This window comes from Zooshikella harenae (assembly GCF_018837975.1).
In the GTDB taxonomy this organism is placed as follows: domain Bacteria; phylum Pseudomonadota; class Gammaproteobacteria; order Pseudomonadales; family Zooshikellaceae; genus Zooshikella; species Zooshikella harenae.
This window is the reverse complement of the sequence record NZ_JAGSOY010000008.1, coordinates 29,369-55,812: the sequence shown is the minus strand read 5'-3', so window position 1 is coordinate 55,812 and position 26,444 is coordinate 29,369. Positions and strand designations below refer to the sequence as shown.

Sequence of the window (26,444 nt, the reverse complement as noted above, 5' to 3'; positions counted from 1 at the left end):
ATATATTTTATTGACGATCCGAAATAGCTTTAAGTTGATCTGAGAGTTCATTAACTTTACGCAATATATTTTGATCCAGCCCTATTTTATGATTCATAGTCGTAACTACAGGCATTAGCGATGACTCTACGGTATTTGCAAGTGCGCTCAGTGATTGTTCTAATACTGGACTTGGCTGGTTAACAACATTGATAGAAAAGTCGATAGTTTCAAGGCTTTTCTGGATTTGCTGGCAGGCTTCACTTAACGCCGTAATGTGTTGTAAACCATGACTACTTTCTACCAGGTTTTCTCCAATCATTGCCATTGCATTATTGATATTACCCAATTGATGCTGAAGCATTTTACTGGCGGCAAGAGATTGCTTTTGTTGCTGTCCAAGTGTCTGGCGTACTGTTTGCTGAAAATGAGTAAGATGCTCTGACCAGGTTTGTGTTGATGTTGAATGACTTAAGCTTTTTTCGATACCAGTTAAACCTTGATTTAAGCTAGCAATTTGATAAGCTATTTTGGCTAGTGTATCCTGCTCATCTCCGCCTAGTGCAATCCGTTTACTAAACTCATCTTTGATCTTTTGCCAACGAACAGACTCTTCTTCAGTCAAAAATTGCATTATCTCTTTAAGTTTAAGCAGGTTTTCTTCTGCCCCAAAAGTTAATGTTTGAGCTTCTCCTACATAGTGGTCAAGTATCAGGTTGTTTAGCTCCTCATCATTCATAATGGCAACCACTTTTTCAGCCATTTTATTCATATTCCGGTAACTTCCTTGTAGTTTAAAAGGAGGTTCGGTCCGGTAGGCATCTGCTGTAGCAGCAGATTTTATGTAAGCTTGATTAACCTTAAGGACAAATTCTTGAATATAGAGAAGCTTTCGTATAACGCTTAATATTTCTTCAAGCTCTGCACTTGAATAGTCGTATTCTAATTGTCCATTTGTCGACTGTTTGCCTTTAGCCATATTAATCAGATGGTAAACATCAGCTAAGTTGCGAGTTGCTAATGGTGCCAATACAGAATTAGAGGTTAAGCTGTTTTCAATGTAACTCAACTCAAACGTTTCTTCTGAACCACTGAGTATATCCCCAAGATTATAAATATCGGCCCGGTTAGCTAACATGTCAGGAATCTTGAAAACTTCGCCTGATTCAGTATAAGGGTTTCCTGCCATTGCAATGCAAAACTTTTTACCTCTTAAGTCATAAGTTTTGGTTTCTCCATCCCAAACACCTTCCACGCGTCGCGTACCATCACACAAAGAAATAAACTTTTGTAAAAACTCAGGGTGCGTGTGTTGTATATCATCCAAATACAACATGACATTATTGCCCATTTCAAAACTTAAATTTAATTTAATAAGTTCTTGTCTTGCTGTTGCATTAGGAGCTTCTTCTGGGTCAAGAGAGATGACTTGATGACCTAGCGAGGGGCAGTTTACTTTGACAAAGACGAGGCCCAGTCGGTTGGCGATATACTCCATTAATGTTGTTTTACCATAACCAGGTGGTGAAATAAGCAATAATAAGCCCATTAAATCTGAGCGTTTCTGGTTACCTGCAGCTCCCATTTGTTTTGCAAGGTTGTCACCAATGATTTTAAAGTATACATCATTGATTAGTTTGTTTCGGACAAAAGATGTTAGAGGTTTTGGAGTGAAGTCGTCAAGACGTAGTCGTTTGCGTTCTTTTTCAAGTAACTTTTGCTTGATGCTGACTAGTTTTTCAAAGTTAACAGTGTCAGTATGGGTAAAGTGCTGCAAACGATTATTGAATTCAGCTAGAGAGAAGGTTAATTCACTTTGTTGGATTCGAGGATGATCTCCTAACAGACCTGGAATGCTATTACTTTCTGGAAGTGAAAGTGCTTTAAGGGAAAGTTTTTTATTTGTTAAAATGACAGTAACTGCATCAGCAATAACAGTATTAAGTATATTCTCAGGTATCTCTTTTGATAGTGCGCTTAGCCAATGTTGCAGTAACTCCCATTGTGATTGAAAATTATCGCTTAATTCCCTTAGCGTTTTTTCGAATATGTTGTAATAATTTAAGTTGTGAAGGGTTTTCTCAAATTGTTCTGCTAATTGCTGCCCCTGTACACTAACCATAAACTGGGTGGGAGATACTGCTAGCACTTCGATTAAATACTTAGCAGTACTGGTAAAGTCTATAACTAAACTGGGTGATTTCTCATGATAAAATGCTTTTAGATAATCTTCCAACTCATGAGTAAGAGCATTTAATGCTTTGCTTTCACCCATTTGATTCGCAAGTAAAAAGGCGCCTTGTGCTTTACCTGATAGCACATTTACCTGAGATGAGTTACCTTGGACTGATATCCAAAAATACGCAGCACAACACCTTGACAGGCCTGAATATTTTAGTAAACCCTGCGTTTCCAGAGATGTTAAGTAAGCAGTTAGTATTTTAGCGCAATCATGGTCGTGAATACCTTTTTGGTAACCTTCTTGATAACGAGGTGTCATATATTCACGAATAGCTTTAATTAGCTGTTCATTATCATATTTGAGTTCTTGAAGTTTTGCTATTGACCAGCCTTGTTGTTGGTTTTCGGCTGTTTTTATGATTTGATACGCTAAGTATTCTGCACGGTAAACATATTGATTTTCCGATAAAATCGTTTGTTTCCAATAATCGTTTAAATTTGCTAGCTCTTCATTATCTATAAGTTGGTAGAAATTTGTGCCACTTAAATGTATATAAAGCTGATTATCTTTATGTATTAAACTGGTATCTAGTTGTTGAGTATTGACATTAAATAAGTGTTTGCCAAGCTTTAATGTTTTACCTTGATCAGAGTATATTTCTGATTTATCCCGCAGTGACTTGATAGCCTGGTCTTTTATACCTTTTAAGTGGGATTGAATATCGTCAGCTTTAACGCTTTCTGACAGTGTAATAAGCTGGTCTGAAAACGATTGAATTTTCAGTACCATAGCATCTGACGCAAAATAGGTATTAAGGTCATCAACGCTGGAAAAGCTTTGGCTACGTCGTTCGATGCTTTTTAATACACGTATTGCTGATTCATATAGATGCTGTGCTCGGCGTTGCCTTTCATCAAGCAGTGTTTGCTTGAGATTTTGGAACGTGTCATATAACTCTTCACGTTTATTGAGAATTTCGCCAAGATATTGCTCATTATCTGCAAATTGGCTTTCAATTTCTTCAAGTTGAACGGTTAGCTTAGTGAGCTCTTCATCACAGCGCTCTGGGGTATCACAGACACTGACGGCATTAGTAATACTGAGTGAGAATAGCTTAAATTGGGCCCCAAACTCAGCAATAGACTCTGTTGCTTTAATTGACTTTAGTTTATTTCGAGACTTGGCTTTTACTTGGTTTATTTGTGCATATATCTCTGCAACTTTTTCGAGAATGAGCGTTCTCTCTGGAGCGTCTTCGACATCGAGTGTAGAAAGAATCGTCGTAAGTAAATCAAGGCCTTCTGCTGTTTGTTCAATATCATCTTGAATTACTTTGAGTGACTTTGAGTCCTCTGCGCTTGTAATAGCGTCTTCAAATGTTTCAAGTCTTTGCTGGTAGGGGGTAAGCGACTCATCTTTACTAATAAAAGCGATTGTTGCTTGGCTGATTTTATCAATCGTTTCATCAACTTTTTTGTTAAGCTCAGCTAAGTGTTCTTCATTAATATAGCGTGTGTCTTGTAAGGTAAGAAGATGACCTTTCTGTTTTTTAAAGCTGTTTAGTGCGTTAACAAATTGTTCTGGGTTATCCCAGCGTTCAGGAGTTAGTCCACTTAATAATTCTTTCTGTTGTTGTCCAGCTTTTTTTAATGCGGCTTCTGCACGACTTTGTAAATGTTGAACTTTTTCGAATTCATCAAGTACTAACTCAGCATTTTTGACAATTTCTTTAACAAAGGGTGCTAACTCACCGGCTTCACGTTGATCCAACCAATAATAACTATCAAATAATGTATTACACTGGTTGATAAGAGATGTATAAACTTGAGTGCTTGGCTGTAACTGTAAAATTGCTTTACTAATGCTGTATAAGTCCGAAATTGCCCGGACAAGTTCTGCATTACCTAATGTTGCGAATAAACCAGTAGCTGTTTCCTGGGCGCTAGCAAATTCGTCACTGACGAAAGGTGTTTGCCAGATTTGCATAGGGTGAATATGTGTTGGTTCTTCACCACTATCAGAGAAAATGATCATTTTCCCATCAGGGTACAATGCATAACCATGGCCTTCGATAGGATTATTTAAAGTTTTGGTAATGAGGTTATATGCACATAATACAAAACGTCCTGCAATGGGTTCATAATATACATAAAGTATATCTTCCCCATTGGGAGACTTGATTGTTCGTTTATAGACTAAATTTTTGGTATTAATGGTTGAAAATGTTTTGTGTTCACCTGTTGTGAGGTAGTAACCTCCAGGATAAATTATTCCGTGATTTTCGGGCAACTGTTGACACGATGAACCTAATTCATCGATGCGCGTGACTGTATTGAGCAGTGTATTAAAAATTAAGTAACGGTAAGATTCTTCGCGGTAAGGTTTTACTTTGAGCAAAATCAGATCAATAAGGTCAGCATAGTAGACTTCTGCATCATCAAGTGATTGGTGTAAATCGTCCACTGGTTCACTATAAATGCCTTGACCATCAGTCGTATTATTTTCAATCTTAATGGTGAGGTCGCCATTAATCGTCTCAATAAACACCTTATCGAGTATATTGATATGTGGATGTTCACCTAGTACATGATTGTCTCTTGATGTGGGAATCCACTCGAAGTCATGGGTTGCTGGTAGGGTGATATCGCGTTCTCCACGATTATCAATATAGCTGGGAATAGCATTGTCTAGTGACCAGCGAAAGACACGAATGTCACCTACTTTTTGACCGATTTGGAATGCGGCAAGGAGTTTATTATTGGTGACCCGAAGTTGAATTAATTTGGCATGTTTGTAATAAGTGTAAAGCTCTTTAAAGTCATCTAGAAACTTTTGTTCATTAAGAAAGCTGGTTTTGAGTTCGATAGGCGTAATTTGTAATTCATTTGAGCTTTCTTCTGAAAGCTGGTAAAGCGCAAAAACATCATTAATAGAGTGCTCTTTCTTTAGCCCCATGAAAACATTAAAACCAAACAGCAGCTGATTGCCTATTCTGACAATATCGCGTGCAACACAATTATTTTCTGTTCTAGCTCGAACACGGTTAATAATTGAGGTTTCTGTTTTACCAAAGGCTGTAATGCGTTGTTCATTTAGCTGAGCGATTTTTTCATTTAAGGCTGATGCCTGCTGTTGGAGGCGTTTCCTTAAAACTTCGTAAGTTCCCTCTTGATGGACAGCTTGTTCCAATACTTGTTCTGTATTATTAGACACGGTTACAACCTCTTACTGAAACAGCTAAAGAAATCATCAATTTAATACCGCTTTGCAGTAGAAATAAAAAGGTCATTTTTGTTGTACAAAAGTGATGTAGGGTAATGATCGTTAGCTGAGTTTGGTAATCTGTTAATTTGAGGAATGGTTGAACTCATTAATTTTTGTCTTCGTAGCGATGGAGTCTTTGGTATGTGTCCAGCTTCATCTTGAACCATTACTTTCCTGAGCCTGTAGTACACGAAGACGTTAATGCTGACTGCAATACAGCCAGCATTGGTTTAAGCATCTTTATGTTTTTTTAGTTTATATACCCTTTACTATGGGTATATAGTCATCAAGCTTTTTCTTCTTTAGAGGAAACTTGATCTATGGTATTCACTGATGCTTCTCCATTATTAGATTTGCCCATAAATTGACTGAGCATGGTAGCAATGGATTGCAACGTTACTGACTTATCAACAGCACCATCAATAGCTTTTCCTACCGAAAGGGCACTGGCAAACCGATCAAAGTACTGCCCATCTCCACTTACAATATCGATATTGGCTTGTTTTAAAGCTTCTGCTAGTACTTTGGCTTGCTCGTGGGCAATGTCTTTATTAGCGGCAATTGAGGACATGTTTTCAACATGTTTAGTATCTAGCTTCATGCGGAATTCTTCATGCTCTCTTGCCACATCGCTGATTTCACCCATTGCAGCAAATTTTTCACGTAAGCCATCGGCTTCTGCTTTGAATTTCTCTTTGATCGCTGCTGCTTCAGCAAGTCCTTGTTTTTCAATTGCTTCAGCTTCAGCAATTTTGACTTTGATATCAACCAGTGCTTGTTTTTCTTGACTGATTGCATCAGCTTCTTTGATACGGACTTCTGCCATACCCAGTTGTTCTTTACCTTGCGCTTCAGATTGCATTTTTTCTGCAGAAGCTTTGGCTTCAGCCAAGCCTTTTTGTTCAATGCCCAAGGCTTCAGCACGCATTTTTTCTTGCAAGACTTTAGCTTCAGCTTCAGCTTCCATAACACGTACGTCTTTGGCCCGCTCGGCTTCAGACAGTACACGTACTCTTTTGATGTTTTCTTCTTCTTCAGCCACTGTTCGGTCAACGGCTACTCGCTCACGAGTTACATCTGCGATCGCTTTACGTTCTTCTTCTAACGCTTTTTCTTTAGCAATGCGTTGTAATTCAACTTCTTTTTCTCTGGCAATAATTTCTAGTTGACGAACACGCTCAACTTTTTCTGTTTCAATAGCAACAGCACGCTCACGATTCTTTTCTGCAACTTCAATTTCACGGTGTTTATTTTGTTGAAGCACCTCAATCTCTTGATCGGCTTGGATTCTAGCTTGCTCTGCTTTGAGGTTTTCTTCTGTGGCAACGCGGTCGGACTCAGCTGTTTCTCGCGATTGAATATTGGCAATTTCACGCTGTTGTCGGGCCTCGGCATCAGCTTCCTGGCGCTCAAATTCCAGAATCATTTCCCGTGATTCGACATTTTTCTTTTTGATTTGAAGTTCTTCTTCGCGCTTTAAGTTATTGGTATTAACATTTTGAGCGGCAGTGAGTTCTGTTATTTTGCGAATACCTTGGGCATCTAGAATATTATCGTTATCTAGTAAACTTATTGGTGTTTGCTCTAGATAGTCAATGGCAACATCAGTTAGTTTATAACCATCCAGATCATTTGAGCTGGCATCAATTTGCTCCTGTATTTTGTCTCGGAACAAAGCTCGCTCACGGTATAGATCTTCAAAATCCAGCTGCTTACCTACAGTTTTTAACGCTTCAGAAAACTTTGCGGTGAATAATTCTTCCAGAGTTTCTCTAGTGGAAGCGCGCTCACACCCAATGCGGGATGCAACCTGTAATACATCTTCGGCAGTCTTATTTATACGTACGAAAAAGGCAACATCAATATCAGCACGAATATTGTCTTTACAAATCAGTCCTTCTTTACCTTTTCGATTAATCTCAATCTTTTTTTGAGAAATATCCATAATTTCTTTTTTATGGATAACGGGTAGCACTAATTTGCCGGTAAAACTTACAATGGGGTCTTTTTTTAAAGTATTAACGATAAGCGCTTTGCCTTGATCGACTTTGACATAAAATTTATTGATTAAAAGGACAAATACAAAAATTATAAATAATGTAATGCCTATGCCTACAATAAAAGGCATTAAGCTAGACAATATATCGCCTTCACCGTGCATAAAATACTCCTTGGGATGAATTCGTTTAAGTGCTGGAATTATACTTATCACACACCTTTTTTATGGTTTACTCGTCACGTTTAGCCATAGTTAATTATAAAGTGTCTAAAATAATTTATTAACAAAGGATATTACTTGAAATAATTTGCTCATATTTTTGCAATTCGTTGGCAAAGTTTACTTTGTAATAGTCATCAGTTTAATACCTATTTCTATAGGTTTGGGTATATCTCTTGGGGTCAGCATAGGAAATGCCTACACGTAGCGAATATAAGACTAGGTCTGACTTTTAATCAATGCTAGCAACTTTATATATATTTTTTTCTGCGTCACAGTCAATGATAAGCACATTATCTCCCTTACGAATCGTGTTTGGTTCGTTTGATCGAATATAAATGATAATCGCATCATGGTCTTTTTTTATTTCTGCGCGACCAAAATGCTCATTCACTTTACTGCTAGTGACGATGCAGGTGGTGCCTACAATGGAGCCTAATCGACTGTCATGCGTTTGAAATAAAGGCTTTAGAGGTTGAATGAGGCGCGCTGTAATAGGTACAGAAATGAGGAAGCTAGCAATAATAGAAGCAAGTCCTAGAAGGCTGCGAATCCAGTTTGGTTCAAGTAATTGTAATAGAAAGAAGTCTGTAAAGTAGGTAAAAATCCAGCTAAATATAACTAGCAAGCTTACGACAATTGTTAAAGGCACACCTGTAAGCCCACAAGAAATTAATAGACCACTGATTGATCCTGTCAATCCTGTAAACTCAACATCACCATCAATATCAAGGTCTAAGTCCAGGATATCAATATCAAGTAAGCCAATTAAGGATAGTAGCCAATAAGCTAAAACAAAAGCTAACAGTACAGAGTATACGATAGTTGGAAAAGAAGTAATGATGTTAAGAAACGCTACCATTATTCATCTGTCCGTTGTTGGGGTTTACCTAAAGCATATTCAACTAGTGCTTCGGCTGCTTTATGTTTAATCTGTACTTTATCATCTGGTGCCAGATCAAACTTTTCAGCAAGAAAAGTAAAGTCATCGGGTGACAATGAGATAGATAAGCGTGGCCGTTGAGGCTTTTTGTTAATAGGCAGTCCAAGAATCTCTCTGATAAGATCTGAAGGATTTAAGTGCTTATCTACTGCCTCTCGGCGAATAGATAAATGAATTTCTTCACCTAAGTCAAATGCGACTTGGACTGCTTTAAGTGCTTTTTTTTCCTGTTGCCACTTTTCAGGCAATATAGCCTTTTTTTTAGCCATATCCAGTTACAATTATTAAGTTAATGTAAAGTTAAATAACTAAAATTAGTCATTTTGTTGACTTTGTTTTATTTTCGCTAAAATGTCTTCTGCTCGGTTGTTTTTAATGATTCCCGCTGCAGTTAACTTTTTTTCCAGTTGCTGATCTTCTGATTCTTCGGCAAGCTGATCTGCAGCTTGTTGTTTGTATTTTTCTTCCTCTTGTTGTTTAGCTATACGGTCAAGAGTTTCTTTTGCTGTTACCAATTTTGAGTTGCTTGCTGAAAAATTAGCGGAAATAGTCGATGTTGTTTGTTGTACTTTTTCAGTTGTTTTTACCATAGCCAGTTGGCGTTGATAATCACGCAACTGTCGTTCTGTTTTTTGGATTAACGTTTTTAACTGTTTGGTATTGCTTTGGTAGTCAATAACCGTTTGTTTTACTTGAGCATGTTCATTTTCAAGGCTTGCAATTTTTTCTGCAATTTCTAATGCGAGTGATTCATTTTTGTTATTTAATGCTTCTTTTACATAATTTTCATGTTTTTTAATTTCAAGCTGAATTTTTTTCAGCTCATCTTCAGAGTGTAGCTGTTTGGCAAGTAGTGAAGTCAGTTCTTGCTTAGCTTCTTGAAGGTGATGCTCTGCCTCTGACATTTCCTGTTCAAAGATGCGCGTACTGTTAGCATCAATAATAGCATCACCAAGCTCACGGGCACTGCTACGTAAGGCGGTAAGTAATTTTTGCATGACATTCATAGTAATTACTCCTGAAACCTACTTTAAGAACGGTTGTAGTGCTTTGGTCGCTTCTAGTGCATTTTCATGTAATGTGATTATTTCATGAATAATGTCATCAAAAGAGGAGTGGATTGATAATGCACCAAAAATTAAATATTTATCAGCAGTTTTAGAAAATGATGAAAGAGGCATGGGTACATTGAGTTCTAACAGTGCTTCTAATAATGATAAGCGATGTTCCTCAAGTATTTGCTCCTCTGTCCATAAGTAGGCAATGCAGAGGATTTGCTGCTCTGTGATGGTTACAAAAATGGGTAATGGATCTAAATTGGTTGCAGTTATTTGGAGTACGTCTGGGCAACCAGGTATTGGCTGACAGTCAAACTCATAGCCTTCATGTTGACGTATATTATTAAAGCGCAGAGCAAGATCTTGAATGTGCATATTACCTCCGCGATGCAATGATATATGCATAATGGCAAAAATGACATATTATGTCAAATGCAACTGGTAAGAGGTGTTTATCTGAATTAAAAATAGAGAATGGAGATATTTTGTGAAAGGGAGGGGGAGAAAAGGTGAAAGTGAATGAATCACTTTCACCCAATAAGTTATTCGTCTAAGAAGCTGCGTAAGTGGTCAGAACGGGTAGGATGACGCAACTTACGTAAGGCTTTGGCTTCAATTTGCCGGATACGCTCACGGGTTACATCAAACTGCTTACCGACTTCCTCTAACGTATGGTCAGTATTCATATCAATACCAAAACGCATACGCAGTACCTTCGCTTCGCGTGCTGTTAGTCCAGATAGTACTTCACGGGTCGCTTCACGGAGGCCCTCGATCGTAGCAGAGTCTATAGGTGACTGTATGGCGATATCTTCAATAAAGTCACCTAAATGAGAGTCTTCATCATCGCCAATTGGAGTCTCCATGGATATGGGTTCTTTAGCGATTTTGAGTACTTTACGAATTTTATCTTCAGGCATGTCCATACGCTCAGCTAACTCTTCAGGCGTAGCTTCGCGTCCCATTTCCTGTAACATCTGACGAGATATACGATTGAGTTTGTTAATCGTTTCAATCATATGGACAGGGATACGAATTGTTCTGGCCTGGTCAGCAATAGAGCGGGTAATTGCTTGTCGAATCCACCAGGTAGCATAAGTCGAAAATTTGTAACCTCTGCGATACTCAAACTTATCGACTGCCTTCATCAAGCCAATATTACCTTCCTGTATGAGATCAAGAAATTGCAGGCCACGGTTGGTGTATTTCTTTGCGATGGAAATAACCAAACGTAAGTTGGCTTCAACCATTTCTTTTTTCGCTCGACGTGCACGGGCTTCACCGATTGACATACGTCGATTAATTTCTTTGATCTCTTGAATGCTTAACAGGAAGTTTTCAGCAATAGCGGCCAGTTTTCGTTGAGCGCGCTGGATATCTTCAAGGTGCTCAGCGAGTGCTGGTGAATATTTTTCGTTTCGAGCAATAAGTTCTGGCGCCCATTCTTGATTAGTCTCGTTGCCAGGGAATTCTTTCAAGAAAACCTTTCTGGGCATTTTGGCTAATCGAACGCAGTTTTGCATGATGGCGCGTTCGTTCCGACGAATGTTTTCTAGAGCGTGACGAACTCGAAAAACGAGTAAATCAAACTGTCTAGGAACAAGCTTCAAAGGCATGAAGTATTCAGCAACAGCCGCAAGAGCCTGACCCGCTTCTTTAGTGTGGCGGCCATCCGCTTCAACGATTTTTAATGCTTCACGAAAACGCTCATATAGAGCAGTAAAACGAAGTCTTGCTTCTTCTGGATCTGGTCCAGTATCTTTTTCATCATCGTCGTCGTCGGATGATTCTTCGTCTTCATCATCAAGATCCCTGAGAATTTCTTCATCCTTCTCAGGATTGAATTCTTCATTTTTAATCGCCGTAGGCTCATTGCTATCAGGATCTATATAACCGCTGATTAAGTCGCTTAAACGACCTTCTTCAGTAACAATACGGTCATACTCAGACAGCACGATTTCAACTGATCCAGGAAAGTATGAGAGGGCAGACATTACTTCCCTAATACCTTCTTCTATCCGCTTGGCAATAGAGATTTCACCTTCGCGTGTGAGAAGCTCTACTGTTCCCATTTCTCGCATATACATGCGGACAGGGTCTGTGGTACGCCCAGCTTCTTGTTCTACTGCGGCTAATGCAGCAGCAGCTTCTTCAGCAGCGGCTTCATCCGTATCAGCTTCATTGAGAAGTAAGGTGTCGACATCAGGAGCTGCCTCATAAACTGCAATTCCCATGTCATTAATCATGCGGATAATATCTTCAACCTGATCCGGATCTGAGATATCCTCTGGTAAATGATCATTTACCTCGGCATAAGTAAGGTAGCCTTGCTCCTTACCTTTAGAAATAAGCTCTTTCAAGCGAGACTGTTGCTGCGAATTTCCGGACATAGTAACCCTTTAACAACGAACTCAGACGTGCCGACGAAATGGTAAGCCGCCCATTATAGCCTAAACCCCCGATTTTCTTCTAGATATTCTTCTGCAGAACTTTACAGTTATGTAGATGGGGTACGCCTCATTAGATATCAACCCTACTTTAAACTTATCTATCAAAGAGTTTAGTTTTGGTAGATAAGTCAGTGGAGCACAGTACATTTAACGTTTACTCTGACGCAGCTGTTCAAAAGCGCGCATGAATGCTTCTTTTTTGGAATCATCCATAGACTTTAAATTTTTGAACTGACTTAATTCCTGATAAGTGTCCTCTAAGTTTAGCTGCTGTTGCAGTCTTGTTAAGGCTTCAAGAAAAACTTCTTTACTTGCTTGGCCTGTTTGAGGAGGCGGACGGTTTAGAACGGCAGCGTAAATATTACCAAGTGGTGTATTGTACAGCTCACCGATTAAGTGTCCCACAGATGCTTGAGGATTATCCTTTAATAGTTTTAGCATCACTGCGAGTAAACGCGTATGCTCACTTTGATCATTCGCAAGTCGGTCAGAATGTTCAACTTGCTCAGCAAATTCAGGATATTTAGATAGTAAATATACAGCCACTTGAGCGGGCGTTAAGGATACACTTAATTTGCTTGCACTGACAAAATTTTTAGCTGAATGCCTGGTGATTTTTTTTTCTAAATATTGAGTGGATTGCTTTGGTACAGATTCAGTACTTGTTTTGGTAGTGAGTTGAGATGGTACTTGTGATAGTTCGCTCAGTGCTTGTTCACTAAGACCTGTAAGCTCAGCTAAGTGTCCCAGCATTAGTTGATAAAAAACACCTTGGGGGAGTTGCTCAATGAATGGTTTCGCTAGTGCTGCGAGTCTTGCTTTACCATCCATATGCTGAATATCAACTTGCTCACAAAGTGTCTGAAAGAAATAGTCGGCAATACTTTGGCTGCTGCGTTTCAGGCGTGTTAGAAAAGCTTGTTGACCCTCTTTGCGGACCAAACTATCAGGATCTTCTCCTTCAGGTAAAAATAAAAATTTAGCTTGGTAGCCATCCTGCATGAAAGGCAGTGTGGTCTCTAAAGCTCGCCAGGCAGCTTTTCGTCCAGCTTCATCGCCGTCAAAGCAGTATATAACCTCTTTCACTGTTTTAAATAGGCGAGTGACATGTTCTTGGCTGACAGACGTCCCTAATGTTGCAACCGCATTTGGAATGCCATTTTGAGCTAAAGCAACGACATCCATGTAGCCTTCGACGACGAGCAAGAAGTCCAGTTGACGTCGCTGCTGTCTAGCTTCGAATAATCCATATAATTCTTGCCGTTTTTGGAAAATAGGTGTTTCAGGCGAGTTTAAGTATTTGGGCTTATCATTTGGGCTGAGTACTCTGCCGCCAAAGCCAATAAATCGGCCTCTAATATCACGTATTGGAAATATCAAACGATGACGGAAACGGTCATAAATAGACTGTTTTTCTGGGTTCTCAATGACTAGCCCAGTTGTGAGCAAGTGTTGAGTATTTTCAGGTGACTGACCTATGTGTTCTAGCAGGTTTTGCCATCCAGCTGGGGCGTAACCAATAGCATACTGCTTCAATATCGTAGCAGACAGTCCCCGTTGTTGAATGTAGTGCTGGGCTGATTGGCCTGAGGGTTTAAACAGTTGTTGCTGAAAAAACGTAGCAGACTGTTTGGTTATTTCAAATAAAACTTCAAAGCGATGAGCTTGTCGTTGATATTGTTGTGCTTCCCTAGGTACATCTAGACCGAGCGATTGAGCTAACTGTTCAACAGCTTGGGGAAAATCGAGTTGGTCAAACTCTATGATAAAACGCAGTGCATTTCCTGCAGCACCACAACCAAAGCAGTAGTAAAACTGTTTGTCTGGGCTAACAGTAAATGATGGTGTTTTTTCCTGATGAAAAGGGCAGCATGCAGCGAGGTTTTTACCTGTTTTTTTGAGCTGAACACGGCTTCCAATAACGTCAACGATATCGGTTCTTGCCAATAAATCATCAATAAAAGTTTGGGGAATTAAGCCGCTCATAACAAGAGTATAAATGGCCTTAGCTGTGATATATAGGCTCTCTCTGAAAAGCACGCTATCACAGCTAGCAGAGGTAAGATTTTATTAGGTCAGTTTACTTTTAATAAGTTTACTAACCTCGGCCATATCAGCTCGCCCGAGTACTTTGGGCTTCAGATTTTCGACGACTACTCTCATGTCTTTCATTGATTGAGCAGAGGTTTGAGCTATGGCTTCCGTCACTAGAGACTCTAGTTCTGAGGTAGTTAAGGCGGCTGGGAGGAAGCTCTGTAAAACTTCAATTTCGGCGCGTTCTCTTTCAGCCAGGTCATCGCGGCCTGCGCTATCAAATTGCTTAAGTGATTCGCGACGCTGCTTAACCATTTTATCCAAAATGGTTATACATCTTGAGTCGTCGAGTTCCACTCGCTCATCAATCTCAACTCGCTTCAGCTCAGATAGAGCCATACGAAGCGTAGATAGCTTGAGCTTTTCTTTGGCGCGCAGGGCATCCTTTACCGCCTCATTTAGGCGTTCTTTAATTGTTGCCATTGGGAATTTCTACGTAAGTTGAGAGCGAAAAGTCAGATCTACGTAGCGCTGGCAATAAAATTAATAGAGACGTTCGCGACGACGTTGCTCACGTTGAAGCTTTTTAGCTAGACGCTTAACAGCCGCTGCTGCTTTACGCTTACGAACAGATGTAGGCTTTTCGTAATGCTCACGACGGCGAACTTCAGCCAATACACCGGCTTTTTCACAAGAGCGTTTGAAACGACGTAGTGCAACGTCAAATGGTTCGTTATCTTTAACTTTTACCGCTGGCATGCAGACCTTACCTTCTTCCTCTTTTGGTTAATGATTAAGCAAACTATGCTTTGCAATTTTAGACCATTTCAAGGGCAGCGAATATTAAAGCGTTCTGACAATAAATGCAAAGGTATAAGTGAAAAAATGTCGTTTTTTTGTGCAAAACAATAATTAAAAGAAGAAGACTCAGTAGAAAGCTACTCTTGACCTTTATTGTGCTAAAACAATCAATGGGTGCATTGTTGGACGCGGAAGATTATCATGTGCGCCTTATTGCATTTCTATGAGCGTGATTCAAGTTGTTATGAAGGTGTTGGGAATCGAAACGTCGTGTGACGAGACGGGTATTGCTGTTTATGACAGTGACTTGGGTCTTCAGGCCCATGCACTGTTTAGTCAAGTTGATATTCATGCTGAGTATGGCGGTGTGGTGCCAGAACTTGCCTCTAGAGACCACGTTCGGCGTATTTTACCTTTAATTGAACGCGTGTTAAATGACGCAGATTTAGCAAAATGTGGGATTGATGCCATTGCCTATACGCGAGGTCCAGGCTTGATCGGTGCGTTAATGGTGGGGGCTTCTGTAGCCCAAGCACTCGCTTTTGTTTTGAAGGTTCCAACTATCGGTGTTCATCACATGGAAGGACACTTGCTAGCCCCCATGCTTGAAGAAAATCCTCCTGCCTTTCCATTTGTTGCATTGCTCGTGTCTGGTGGGCATACACAGTTGGTAGCAGTTAAAAGCATTGGCGACTATGAGTTATTAGGTGAGTCTGTTGATGACGCGGCAGGTGAAGCATTTGATAAAGCCGCCAAAATGCTGGGGCTTGGTTACCCCGGAGGTCCAGTCATTGCTAAATTAGCGACCCAGGGCACAGCTGGACGCTATCGTTTTCCACGACCAATGACTGATCGACCAGGTTTGGACTTTAGTTTTAGTGGCTTAAAAACCTATACGCTCAATACTGTTATGGGGGCGAAGGATAAAGATACCTTTGATCTCCAGACGCAAGCTGATATTGCATATGCGTTTCAAGAAGCTGTTGTTGAAACATTAGCTATAAAGTGTCGTCGAGCTTTGAAGCAAGTAAATATGGACACATTAGTGATAGCGGGTGGCGTCAGTGCCAATATCGTACTTCGTAAACGACTAGAAGCCATGGCTACTAAGTTGGGGGCACAGGTATTCTATGCAAGGCCAGAGTTTTGCACAGATAATGGTGCTATGATCGCCTATGCTGGTTGTCAACGCTTGCTTGCAGGCCAGTCTGACAAGCTGGGTATTAAACCAAAACCTCGTTGGCCAATGGTGGAGCTTTCAAGGGTCTAATAATCAAGGGGTTAACAACGAAGCAGTTAAATCCCTCAATAAATTTAGGCCAAGTTAATCCAATGTTATTGTAGATAGTCGTAGTATTTTTCAGTTGGTCTTAACTTACTTATAACTGGGAGAGGGTGTGGATAAAGTTATTATTGAGCAGCTTGATGTGAATGCTTTAATTGGCGTTTATGACTGGGAGCGAGATCAGCCACAACCCCTCTCTATCGACTTGGTTTTGTACTATGATTTGTCACCAGCAATGCGTTCAGATAGCTTAGAAGATTCCCTAGACTATGCGGCTGTTGCTGATGCTGTAACGGCTTTTTGTGCATCGAGTAAATATCAAATGCTAGAAGCACTGGCAGGTGGATTGTTGAAGCACTTATTTGCAACCTTTTCTGTAGAACACATTCGACTGAAAATCCGTAAGCCTGAAGCATTAAGAGATGCCATGGCTGCTATAGAGTGTGAGCGTTCTCGGGCGGCATTGATGAGTTGAACTAAGGTTTGTAGATTGTAATGAAGCAGCAGGCATTTCTGGTTGGTATAGGCTGCAATACTCACTACCAGGTAAATATCTCTTTTATTTTGCAGCAATTGTTAAATCGCTTTGGTGTTGTGGCGATGAGTCAGCTAATTAGGACTGCTCCTGTAGGTATTAAACATGCCGCTGACTTTTATAATATGGTGGTTTACTTCTTAGCTGAAGATCAGCCCCTGCACTTAAAAGCATGGTTTAACCAGCTGGAAACGACGCTTGGCCGTGACCGGCGTATTCCTGGGGCTGCTTTAACAGTACAGCCTGGTGATTTAGATATTTTGCACAACTCACCTCCCAGAAGCTTAATAAATACTCATCAGGTTATTCTCGATAGCTACTATTTAACTATCGCGGAGGAGTTGCTTTCGTATGTTGGCCTTGCAGGCTCAGATGAGAATATTGTTTCTCAGAATAATGAAAGGCTTGATACCGTTTCGATATCTGTATGTGGAGAACACGTTGGCCTGCAACCAAAAGTACTGGCGATATCATCCCCTTTTAATATGGCAGGAAACAAAGCTTCTGTCTTGACTCAGGCTGAAGTGTTTCAGTGGCTAGCAGACGAATCACGCGCACCTGTGTATAACATTGAAGGTGCTGACTAGCCTTGATTGTTTTCAGCATCACCTTCAAAATTTTGAATGGCCTTTAGGCGTGCTTCATGGATGGCTGTTCCTAAGGCTTTGCCAGTTATACCTTGATTCAAAAAAGGTCCAGGTTTAACTGTCAATGCTGTTTGCCATTGCTGCTGAATAGTATTGATGTGCTTATTGACCTGTTGCTGGTTTAAGTAAGGGACATTAGCGGCTATACATTTAATGCTTTGCAATAACATCATAAACCTCTCACTTCTTCGCCAGGCATCCACTCGATCAAAAATATCTAATAAGTCACTTGCTGAGAGGTTAGGCTGTATAAGTCCAGCCCAAAACTGGTTTACCAGCAAACTAAGCTGCCGTACGTTATTCGGAGCTTTTAAGTTTTCCATGAGTTGCTTTGTTTTGTTTTGAGCTAATTTTACTTCTGTTGAGGTATAAGGCTTATCGGGTTGTATTTGGAGGAGGAACGCACAGGAAAGCAGTATCTCATCATTAACTAATTGTTGCTTGGCTAGTTTAAGAGCTTGCTGTGGCAGACTGGATATTTGCCAAACTCTTGCAAGTTCAGGGAGGATTCTTTCCAGGGCTCCAACTTGCTGAAGAGTCGTAAAGAAAACCCAAGGGCTTTGAGTCTGTATGGCTTTAACGATTTCTTGCCAAATTCGTTCTGATACTAAATGGTCTACTTCTCCAGAGTTTACCATTGAGTGCATTAACGCTACTGTTTCTTCGGCAATATAAAAGCCTAAATGATGGTAGCGTGCAGCAAAGCGTGCTGCTCGAAGTACGCGAAGAGGATCTTCTGCAAAGGCGGGTGACACATGACGTAAGCAATTTTGAGCAAGATCTGCTGCACCATTAAACGGGTCTATAAGCTCTCCCTGGTTATCTTGGGCAATTGCATTAATCGTTAAATCACGACGTTGTAGGTCTTCTTTTAGGGTGACATCGGGCGCGGCATAACAAGTGAATCCATGATAGCCATGACCAGATTTTCGCTCAGTTCGCGCAAGGGCATACTCTTCATGTGTGGTGGGATGTAAAAAAACAGGAAAGTCTTTACCTACAGGCTGATAGCCTTGAGCAATCATTTGTTCGGCTGTGGCTCCGACAACAACCCAGTCCTGGTCCTGACTTTTAATACCCAACAGCTGGTCTCTTACTGCTCCGCCAACCAAGTAGATTTCCACAACAACTCCAACCTTCATTAACTTTTAGTCTTTAAAATCTTTATTGATCTACTGCTTCAGGGTAGTACTCTTGCCAAAGAGTAAAACCACCATCAAGGCTCATGATGTTGTTGAATCCCTTCTGCTTTAGGTAAAGGGCTGCACTAACACTACTATGTCCATGAAAACAATAAACCACTATAGTTGTTTCAACATCAGTATCCTCAATAAAATCAAGAATTGTTTGGTTATCTAAGTGCTGAGCAGTGGGAATATGCCCTTGTTGAAAGCTATCCAGGTCTCGAATATCAACAAAGCAAGCATTGCCCGCCTGAAGGTAATGGAGCGCCTCTTCGGGCTTGATTCTGTCAATCTCCACTTTTTTTGTATCCTTCACAAGATAGTGAGTGTAGTGTTTTTGCTTCTATATTCATGATGGTAAGCGAATTTCCCCAAATACAGCCCGTATCAAGGGCATACACATTTTCATGTTCAGCTTTACCTTCTAATGCTGCCCAGTGTCCAAAAATAATTAAATCATCATGAGTTTTTCGGTTTGCATGGTTATACCAAGGCTGAAAGCCTGCAGGCGCTTGGTTTGAACCTGATTTATGGGTAAGTTCTAGTTGACCATCACTGCTGCAAAACCGCATACGGGTAAAATAATTAGTGATAATGCGTAAACGATCCCAGCCTTTAAGCTTTTTATTCCAGTCATTAGGCTGGTTACCATACATATTCACCAGAAAATCAGCAAAGTTATCACTTTGTAGTACTGTTTCTACCTCTTTGGCACGGCGTAAAGCCTTTTTAAGAGACCAGTGTGGTGGAATGCCTGCATGAACCATTGTGACCTGTAATTGCTCATCATAATAAATTAAAGGGCGAAACCTTAACCAGGTTAATAACGCTTCTCGATCAGGTGCATCTAGAATACAGTCCAGTGTATCGCCTTTTCTTGGTTGTTGCTTACCATAAGCAATAGCCAATAAATGCAAGTCATGATTACCCAGTACGGCTTTGCACTTGTCTCCTAAAGAATACAAATAGCGTAGTGTTTCCAGCGACTTGGGGCCTCGATTGACAATATCACCAACGACCCATAGCTGGTCGCGTAAGGGGTCAAACTCAACTTGGGTAAGCAGTTTCTGTAGCTCATCGAAGCAGCCTTGAATATCACCAACGGCAAATGTCGTCATAAGCAAGCCTTTTAATACTAATGAAGTACATTGGGGATTGCCAAAGTAAATCTAGGGATAGGTACTTGAAATGCTTCACCTGTTGTAGTCACCATATGGTAGCTGCCAGACATACTACCTACTGGAGTATTGAGTACACAGTGGCTGCTGTAGGAGTAAGTGGCATTGGTACCAATCAAAGGTTTTTCGCCAATAACACCTTCACCATGGACTTCTTCTTGCTGTGCATCTGCATTAGTGATAACCCAGTGTCTGGCAAGCAGTTGAATAGGCGAATAACTAGCATTGTGAATGGTGATGGTATAGCGGAATGCAAAGCACTGTTTTTCAGGCTCTGACTGTTCATCAAGATACTCTGTTTTAACTTTTATCGTTATTTGGCTTGGGTCGACAGTGGACTCAGTCATAATGAAGTTCTATTTGACATGAAATGGCATTGTTTTGGTAGGAGGCTGCTTTAAAGCACTCCTTGTATTTTGTATTGCTATTGATTGTTGCTAGGAGAATCAATATTTCCCTTTGTTTTTGTGCTTTGTTGTGATGCTATAGCGTTGGCCATGGCTACAAACTCAGCCAGTGCTAGCTTTTCAGCTCTAATGCTTGGGTCAATACCTAAAGATGTTAGTGCTTCAGCAGAAATCATACCCTTCAGTGCATTACGAAGTGTTTTACGTCGCATACTAAATGCACTTCGAACGACTTGTTCAAACACATGAGAATCTTGTGCTGGGTAAGGCAAGGACTGGTGAGGAATAAGCCGTACAATTGCTGAATCAACTTTGGGGGCAGGTTTAAAAGCTCCTGGTTTGACAATAAACAAGTTATCAACCTGGCAAAAGTATTGAGCCATGACACTTAGTCGGCCATAAGCATTTTCTCCTGGGCTAGCAGCTAATCGCTCAACAACTTCCTTCTGTAGCATAAAGTACATATCACTTATTAAATGTCGAAAACTCAATAAGTGAAACAAAAGTGGTGTGGAAATGTTATAGGGAAGATTGCCTACTACACGTAAAGGTTGTCCTTTTTTTAGCTGGTTAAAGTCCAGTTTAAGGGCATCACCTTGGTGGATTGAAAAGTGAGGATGTTTACTGAACATGGCTTGAAGCAGTGGAACCAGGTCTCGATCAAGCTCAATAACATCAAGATGAGCACATTGTGCTACTAAATACTGAGTCAGTGCGCCTTGTCCTGGACCGATTTCTACCAAATGGTCATTTAGCTTAGGGTTAATAGCTCGCACAATGCGCTGAATTATTTGGTCATCGTGTAAAAAATTCTGCCCAAAGCGTTTACGAGGCTTATGAGCATAGTCAGGCATTTTGGCCATATAGTCTGCTTATTGCTAATAAATGGATCGTGTTAAATATACGAATTACATTGATAAGTAGTCCTTTGATGAAGGACTAGGATGTGGCTACCTATTATTTACTGCTTGTTTTGAGTCATATAAATAGCATATTCGATTGCAGTCATTAAGCTTCCAGAACTGGCTTTACCTGAGCCTGCCAAGTCCAGAGCTGTGCCATGATCTACAGATGTTCGAATAATAGGTAGACCCAAGGTGATGTTAGCAGCTTTGCCAAAGCCATGAAACTTTAGCACAGGAAGTCCTTGATCATGATACATGGCTAATACGACATCAGCTGTTTTTAGGTGCTTGGGGGTGAATAGGGTGTCAGCTGGTAATGGCCCAACTAATGTTAGCCCTTCCTTTTTCAACTTATTTAGTGTGGGGTTGATAATGTCTAACTCTTCTCGACCTAGATACCCATTTTCACCCGCATGAGGATTTAATCCACAGACTAAGATAGTAGGCTTTTGTAAGCCAAAATAGCGAGTTAAATCCTTATTTAGTGTTCTGATAACTTGTTCTAACAACGCTGGTGTTATGAGATTGGCTACTTGGCGTAAAGGGTGATGGGTAGTCACTAAAGCAACTTTCATATCCTTAGTAGCGAGCATCATAACGACTTGTTGTGACAGGGTTTGTTGAGCTAGGTACTCGGTGTGACCACTAAAAGCAATACCAGCCTCATTAATAATGCTTTTGTTGATGGGGGCTGTCACCATGCCGCTAAAAATACCTTGCTGGCAACCCGATATAGCCGTATTTAATTGCTCCAAAATATAAGAAGCATTATCTGGTGTCGGTTGTCCAGGAACGACAGGGTGAGGTGTTTTAAGAGGAAGTATCTTTAATGCACCTGGAGTTGGTGGTTCATTAATAGCAATATTGGTAATAAGTTTTGTTATCGGATAATTGAGTTGGGCTGCTCGCTCGGCAAAAAGGTTTGGGTCAATTGCTACTACAAGTTCAGCCGGAAAAGAGTGGTTGATCAGGGAGATGCAGAGATCAGGGCCAATCCCTGCTGGTTCTCCAGAAGTAATAATAAGTCGAGGTGTTCTAGCACTCATGTTTACTTAACTTGTACAAACGCTTCATCTCTAATTTTTCGAAGCCAAGCTTGTAACTCTTCCTGGTATTTTTGTTTGCGAATAGTATTGCGAATAACGTTTTTCTGAATATCACTGCTTACATCTTTTTTGCGGATATCAAGTACTTGCATAACATGCCAGCCATACTTGGTTGTAAATGGTGGTGTTATTGTTCCTTTGGAGGTTGCAGTAACTTTATTGCGGAACTCTGGCACCATATCATCAGGGTTAATCCAGTTCAGGCTACCGCCATTAAGTGCACTTCCAGTGTCGTCAGAGTTTGCTTTAGCAAGCTTGGCAAAGTCTTCACCACTTTTTAAGCGAGCATAAATACGTTCAGCAATTGCTTTGGCTTGTTTTTTGGAACGAATTTGTGAAGGTTTAATAAGAATGTGGCGAACTTTATACTGGGTCATTACGTGGTTTTGCTCGCCCTTTTTTGCAAGCAGTTTGATGATATGAAAACCGCTATTTGAACGAATTGGTTTGGCTATGTTGCCTACGGACATTTTGGGGGCAACAGAGGCAAACATTGAAGGGAGTTGATCTGCTTTACGCCAACCTAAATCACCAGCTTTTACTCCCTGGTATTCATGAGTATAAGCGCCTGCTACTTGAGCAAAGTCTTTACCTTTTTGTAGCGTTCGGTAAATATCTTCTGCAAGCTCTTTGGAGAGGGCAATACGCTCTTTGTTGGCTTGTGGCGGAATGGGCACAAGGATATGGCCAACTCTGTAGTCATTAGATAGTTGGTATTTACCCTGAGCAGAATGTAGGTAGTTTTTGATTTCCTGTTCAGTCACTCGAATTCGGTCTGCAACGTGACGTTTGCGAACACGGCTTATAGTGAGTTCTCGCTGTATTTGTGCACGTGCTTTGCTGTAAGAAATACCATCAGCCTCTAGGACACGCTTGAATTCCAAAAGAGAAAGGTTGTTACGAGAGGCAATTTTTGCCATTGCATCATTCAACGTTTTTTCGTCGATTTTTATCCCTGCGCGTTCTGCCATTTGCATTTGTATGCTTTCAACAATGAGACGCTCAGTAACCTGTTCTCTTAGTTTGTGTTCTGGAGGTACTTTACTTCCTTTTTGTCTTAATTGAAGCCGGACCATTGCCAAGCGTTCATCAAGCTGTGATTGCATAATCACATCTTTATCAACCACCGCAACAATTTTATCTAGTGGCTGAACTTCTGCACTCACATTAAAAATAGCTGCCGTACTTAAACAGGCAGCTAACAGCAAACGTTGCATTAATTTCATGAATTAAAAGTCTTCTCTGTCTTCGCGTTCACGGTAACCCTCAATGCCGCCAAGAAAGTTATCAACCTTGCTACCAAAGAGGTTGCCTAAACCCTTCATGACAAACTGAACGAAGATACCGCGGTCAGCTTCTGCATTATCAATGTCTTCATCACCATCTATCCAGTAGCGGTTAACGAAGCGAATTTTATAGCAGCAGCTATCATACTCGGCTCCAAACATAGCTTCCAGGCTTCTGTTGTTAGTAATGTCATAATTCCAACGGCCTAGAGCACTCCAGTTGCTGACCACAGGCCAAATAAAGGACATATCAGTTTGCTCAATATCACCATCAGCAAATTGTCCTGGGATGACACTACCTAGCTCATTTTTACGGGTCCGGTCAACCTGATCTAGATAGCGGTAGCTGACATTGAAAACGCGATCATAGTCAGGGTTATAGCGCATGGATACAGAATATTCCTGGTTATGGTTTTCATTAGTGTTCCAAATCCAGTCCTGTCTTAGAGACAGTGCATCAGTTGCATTCCACACTAGCTCTGTGGCAATGGGGGAGGTAGAGGCTTTTTGACTATCCAGATAACGGCGTTGGCTTTCATTAAGGTTGACATCAGTATCAGGTGTGCCTCCAAGGAGTTCTGAATAGTATGGATCAAGTTGTACTTTTCGATCTGAGAAGTAGAAAATTTGACCAATACCTGCTCGGAAGCGTTCAAAACCATTTTTCTCAAGAAAACGTGTGGTTAAACCAACAGAGAGCTGGTTCATGTCTGCCAGTCGGTCATAGCCACTGAAGCGGTTATCACGCCAAAGTTGTGCATAATGGAAAGAGTTATTGCCTGTATCGAAGACAGGATTTTCAAGTTGGTCTTTTTCTTCTGGTGAATACAGGTACAGCATCCTTGGTTCAAGGGTTTGAGTATACTCACTACTGCCAAAAAGGTTGGTTTTACGGTCAAAATAGAGACCTGCATCCAGTGAATATATAGGAACAGTTGTACTTGGACTAGTGTTGTACTGAGGATCGTTTGGTCCATAGTCCTCACTATCTAAGTTACTCAGATGGTACTGGACATGCTTAAGCTTTAAGCCTGGTGTTATGAATGCATAGGGCCATTCAAACTTATACTTAGCACCTGTTTCCAAGTAAGTACGATTGCCATGGGCATTGGTGATTTCTGAGTTTCCTTCACCGTACACAGGGCGATCAATCTCATGCTCACGGTCAAAGTCACCTTCACGGACTTTGGTTTTATAGTTCCAACGTTTATCGCGGGTAAAGTAGGTATTGTCTGCCAGATAGTTGACCTCAAGACCATTATTCTGTGCGAACCAGTTACCCTTTAGCTCAATTTGGGGAACTTTTTCATAAGCGTCACTGCCATCAGACGTCATATTTTGATATTTCTGAACAGCACCTTTTAACGTCCAGAAATGATTGTCACTACCACCATTGTAAGTGGTCACGAAGCTTTGGTTTAAGTTATCGATTGCTGTGACGTCTAGAGAAGTACCAAAATCTCTTAGGTAATCTCGATCACTGGCTTTATTGTAGTCAACATCTGCAGTCCATCGTGGCTGAAGTGCTTGGTGATGGGTCCAGTCAAAGAGCCAGCGGTCTTCGTTGTAATTTCGGTTACCATCCTTCAGCTTATCATCGTTAAGGTATGATCCACCTAATTCACCATAACTATTTTTTGTTAGGTAGCGGAATTGTCCTTCAAGCAGTAGGCCCCGTTCAGACATAATTCTGGGGTAAAGTGTGGCGTCATAATTAGGTGCCAAATTGAAGTAATAAGGGGTCGTAATATCTACGCCATTGTCATCTGAATACCCCAAAGTAGGTGGAAGGAAACCAGACTGACGCCGGTCATCAATGGGAAAGTAGATATAAGGCGTGTAAAAAACCGGTATACCCTTGACCCTGATAGTGGCATTGGTAGCAGTACCAAAGCCAGTAAACTTGTTTAAGGTGACGTTATTGCCTGTGACTGTCCAGGTATCTTCTGTAGGTGGACATGTTGTATATGTTGCATCATGCAAGACTACAAGTTCATCCTCACGCCGGGTGATTTGGTTTGCATCACCACGTGCGTGTTGATTATGGAAAACATACCGCACATTGCTAGCATCAAAGCGGCCTGATTGCATATTGACACTGGCTTGGTCACCAACCAGTAAAAGGTTGGGCTCTCTGAAGACAACATTACCTTCAAACTCTGCTGTTTCAGTGTCACGATATAAAAAGGCAAGATCACTTTGTAGCTGACGATAGCCTTGCCTGACCAGCACATTACCTGTGAATGTTGCTGTGCCGCCTTCAACAGAGCGATAGGTGTCTGCAGTAGCAAAAATAGGGGCTAATGACATATCACCTGAGAAGTTTTTGCCTTCGCGACCAGGCTCGATATAAGCACCTGTGCAGTGTGCTGGTACAGCCGCTAGCTGGCTGGGATCAAGTTGGTACCGTGGCACCCAGTCGAGATTGTTGACCCCTTGTGGTGGGGTTGAAGACGTTGTTGCGGCTACCTGTTGAACAGAGTCTTCTGTAACAGGTTGGGTGTCAGTTGCTGCTGCGGCTTCTTGAGAAGGCTCTGTTGTCGTTCGTGCAGGACGGGGTGCTCGTTTAATTGGGGCTGGAGCACGGTTATTCACATTGCAGTCCCAGCCTTGCCCTGAAGCATTGGGAACACAGTGCCACTGTTCGTCGGCGCTAGTAGGGTTAGCGGCCCAAGTGGGGATTAATGGCTGGATGGTAAGAATACCAATGATCCAGGGAATATTAATTCTGCGGGGAAACTTGTTTACTGCCATCGCGGTTTAATCCAGGCTTCCTGTCGGGTAATCTATTTGTATGCTGAAGCGTTTTCTTGCTTAGAGTGATGAATCAGCGCTCGTGCAACCAGTACTGCTAAACGTTGCATAATAATCTATTCCAATCATGTTCAGCTACCCCATTTCAATTTTATTCCTCTTTTGAGACATTTTTGGGGAAAAAAATGCATTAAATGTTGTTGTATTAAGCTCTAATAACATAAGCAA

The 26,444-nt window shown here is 41.0% G+C and carries 21 protein-coding genes; 3 read left to right on the top strand and 18 right to left on the bottom strand.

The window, feature by feature from the left end; all coding sequences use genetic code 11:
• Positions 1-7: 7 nt before the first annotated feature.
• The 10 genes from KCG35_RS05755 to rpsU form a co-directional block, all read right to left on the bottom strand.
• Positions 8-5,374, bottom strand: coding sequence for a DNA repair ATPase (locus tag KCG35_RS05755; RefSeq protein WP_215818722.1), 5,367 nt, complete (start codon positions 5,372-5,374; stop codon positions 8-10).
• Between the two features lie 337 nt (positions 5,375-5,711).
• Positions 5,712-7,586, bottom strand: coding sequence for a flotillin family protein (locus KCG35_RS05750; protein ID WP_215818721.1), 1,875 nt, complete (start codon positions 7,584-7,586; stop codon positions 5,712-5,714).
• 289 nt (positions 7,587-7,875) lie between these two features.
• Positions 7,876-8,505, bottom strand: coding sequence for a hypothetical protein (locus tag KCG35_RS05745; RefSeq protein ID WP_215818720.1), 630 nt, complete (start codon positions 8,503-8,505; stop codon positions 7,876-7,878).
• Positions 8,505-8,855, bottom strand: a complete 351-nt coding sequence (locus KCG35_RS05740) for a hypothetical protein (protein WP_215818719.1) — start codon at positions 8,853-8,855, stop codon at positions 8,505-8,507. The genes KCG35_RS05745 and KCG35_RS05740 overlap by 1 nt, the downstream gene beginning before the upstream one ends.
• 45 nt (positions 8,856-8,900) lie before the next feature.
• The gene (locus tag KCG35_RS05735; protein ID WP_215818718.1) at positions 8,901-9,593 is read right to left on the bottom strand and encodes a PspA/IM30 family protein; all 693 of its coding nucleotides are present in this window, start codon (positions 9,591-9,593) and stop codon (positions 8,901-8,903) included.
• Between the two features lie 18 nt (positions 9,594-9,611).
• Entirely contained in the window at positions 9,612-10,019 is a 408-nt protein-coding gene (locus KCG35_RS05730; RefSeq protein WP_215818717.1) for a YjfI family protein, read from the bottom strand.
• 167 nt (positions 10,020-10,186) lie between these two features.
• Positions 10,187-12,034: an RNA polymerase sigma factor RpoD gene (rpoD, locus tag KCG35_RS05725; RefSeq protein WP_215818716.1), complete on the bottom strand. Its 1,848-nt coding sequence runs from the start codon at positions 12,032-12,034 to the stop codon at positions 10,187-10,189.
• Positions 12,035-12,241: 207 nt separating this feature from the next.
• Positions 12,242-14,080, bottom strand: a complete 1,839-nt coding sequence (gene dnaG, locus KCG35_RS05720) for a DNA primase (RefSeq protein ID WP_215818715.1) — start codon at positions 14,078-14,080, stop codon at positions 12,242-12,244.
• Between the two features lie 84 nt (positions 14,081-14,164).
• The gene (locus KCG35_RS05715) at positions 14,165-14,611 is read right to left on the bottom strand and encodes a GatB/YqeY domain-containing protein (protein ID WP_215818714.1); all 447 of its coding nucleotides are present in this window, start codon (positions 14,609-14,611) and stop codon (positions 14,165-14,167) included.
• Positions 14,612-14,671: 60 nt separating this feature from the next.
• Positions 14,672-14,887: a 30S ribosomal protein S21 gene (gene rpsU / locus KCG35_RS05710; protein ID WP_027708362.1), complete on the bottom strand. Its 216-nt coding sequence runs from the start codon at positions 14,885-14,887 to the stop codon at positions 14,672-14,674.
• Positions 14,888-15,173: 286 nt separating this feature from the next.
• Here rpsU and tsaD point away from each other — a divergent pair, with 286 nt between their 5' ends.
• From tsaD to KCG35_RS05695, 3 genes are all read left to right on the top strand, one after another.
• Complete coding sequence (tsaD, locus tag KCG35_RS05705; RefSeq protein ID WP_215818773.1) at positions 15,174-16,199, top strand: tRNA (adenosine(37)-N6)-threonylcarbamoyltransferase complex transferase subunit TsaD; 1,026 nt, start codon at positions 15,174-15,176, stop codon at positions 16,197-16,199.
• A 127-nt stretch (positions 16,200-16,326) separates the two neighbouring features.
• The gene (folB, locus tag KCG35_RS05700; protein WP_215818713.1) at positions 16,327-16,689 is read left to right on the top strand and encodes a dihydroneopterin aldolase; all 363 of its coding nucleotides are present in this window, start codon (positions 16,327-16,329) and stop codon (positions 16,687-16,689) included.
• A 20-nt stretch (positions 16,690-16,709) separates the two neighbouring features.
• The gene (locus KCG35_RS05695) at positions 16,710-17,336 is read left to right on the top strand and encodes a 2-amino-4-hydroxy-6-hydroxymethyldihydropteridine diphosphokinase (RefSeq protein WP_215818712.1); all 627 of its coding nucleotides are present in this window, start codon (positions 16,710-16,712) and stop codon (positions 17,334-17,336) included.
• On the opposite strand, the gene KCG35_RS05690 is transcribed toward KCG35_RS05695, so the two are convergent.
• From KCG35_RS05690 to KCG35_RS05655, 8 genes are all read right to left on the bottom strand, one after another.
• Entirely contained in the window at positions 17,333-18,520 is a 1,188-nt protein-coding gene (locus tag KCG35_RS05690; protein ID WP_215818711.1) for a tRNA nucleotidyltransferase/poly(A) polymerase-related protein, read from the bottom strand. The genes KCG35_RS05695 and KCG35_RS05690 overlap by 4 nt on opposite strands.
• Before the next feature lie 40 nt (positions 18,521-18,560).
• Positions 18,561-18,878 (bottom strand): thiosulfate sulfurtransferase GlpE, encoded by a 318-nt coding sequence (gene glpE / locus KCG35_RS05685; RefSeq protein WP_215818710.1) that lies wholly within the window; start codon positions 18,876-18,878, stop codon positions 18,561-18,563.
• A complete protein-coding gene (locus tag KCG35_RS05680; RefSeq protein WP_215818709.1) occupies positions 18,868-19,698 on the bottom strand; it encodes a symmetrical bis(5'-nucleosyl)-tetraphosphatase in 831 nt (276 codons plus the stop codon). The genes glpE and KCG35_RS05680 overlap by 11 nt, the downstream gene beginning before the upstream one ends.
• Positions 19,699-19,715: 17 nt before the next feature.
• Positions 19,716-20,105, bottom strand: coding sequence for a Co2+/Mg2+ efflux facilitator ApaG/CorD (gene apaG, locus KCG35_RS05675; RefSeq protein ID WP_215818708.1), 390 nt, complete (start codon positions 20,103-20,105; stop codon positions 19,716-19,718).
• Positions 20,106-20,182: 77 nt separating this feature from the next.
• Complete coding sequence (rsmA, locus tag KCG35_RS05670; protein ID WP_215818707.1) at positions 20,183-21,028, bottom strand: 16S rRNA (adenine(1518)-N(6)/adenine(1519)-N(6))-dimethyltransferase RsmA; 846 nt, start codon at positions 21,026-21,028, stop codon at positions 20,183-20,185.
• Positions 21,029-21,126: 98 nt separating this feature from the next.
• Entirely contained in the window at positions 21,127-22,116 is a 990-nt protein-coding gene (gene pdxA / locus KCG35_RS05665; protein WP_215818706.1) for a 4-hydroxythreonine-4-phosphate dehydrogenase PdxA, read from the bottom strand.
• 2 nt (positions 22,117-22,118) lie between these two features.
• Positions 22,119-23,402, bottom strand: coding sequence for a peptidylprolyl isomerase (locus KCG35_RS05660; protein ID WP_215818705.1), 1,284 nt, complete (start codon positions 23,400-23,402; stop codon positions 22,119-22,121).
• Positions 23,403-23,405: 3 nt separating this feature from the next.
• On the bottom strand, positions 23,406-26,216 hold the full coding sequence (locus KCG35_RS05655) for an LPS-assembly protein LptD (protein ID WP_215818704.1): 2,811 nt from the start codon (positions 26,214-26,216) through the stop codon (positions 23,406-23,408).
• Positions 26,217-26,444 lie beyond the last annotated feature (228 nt).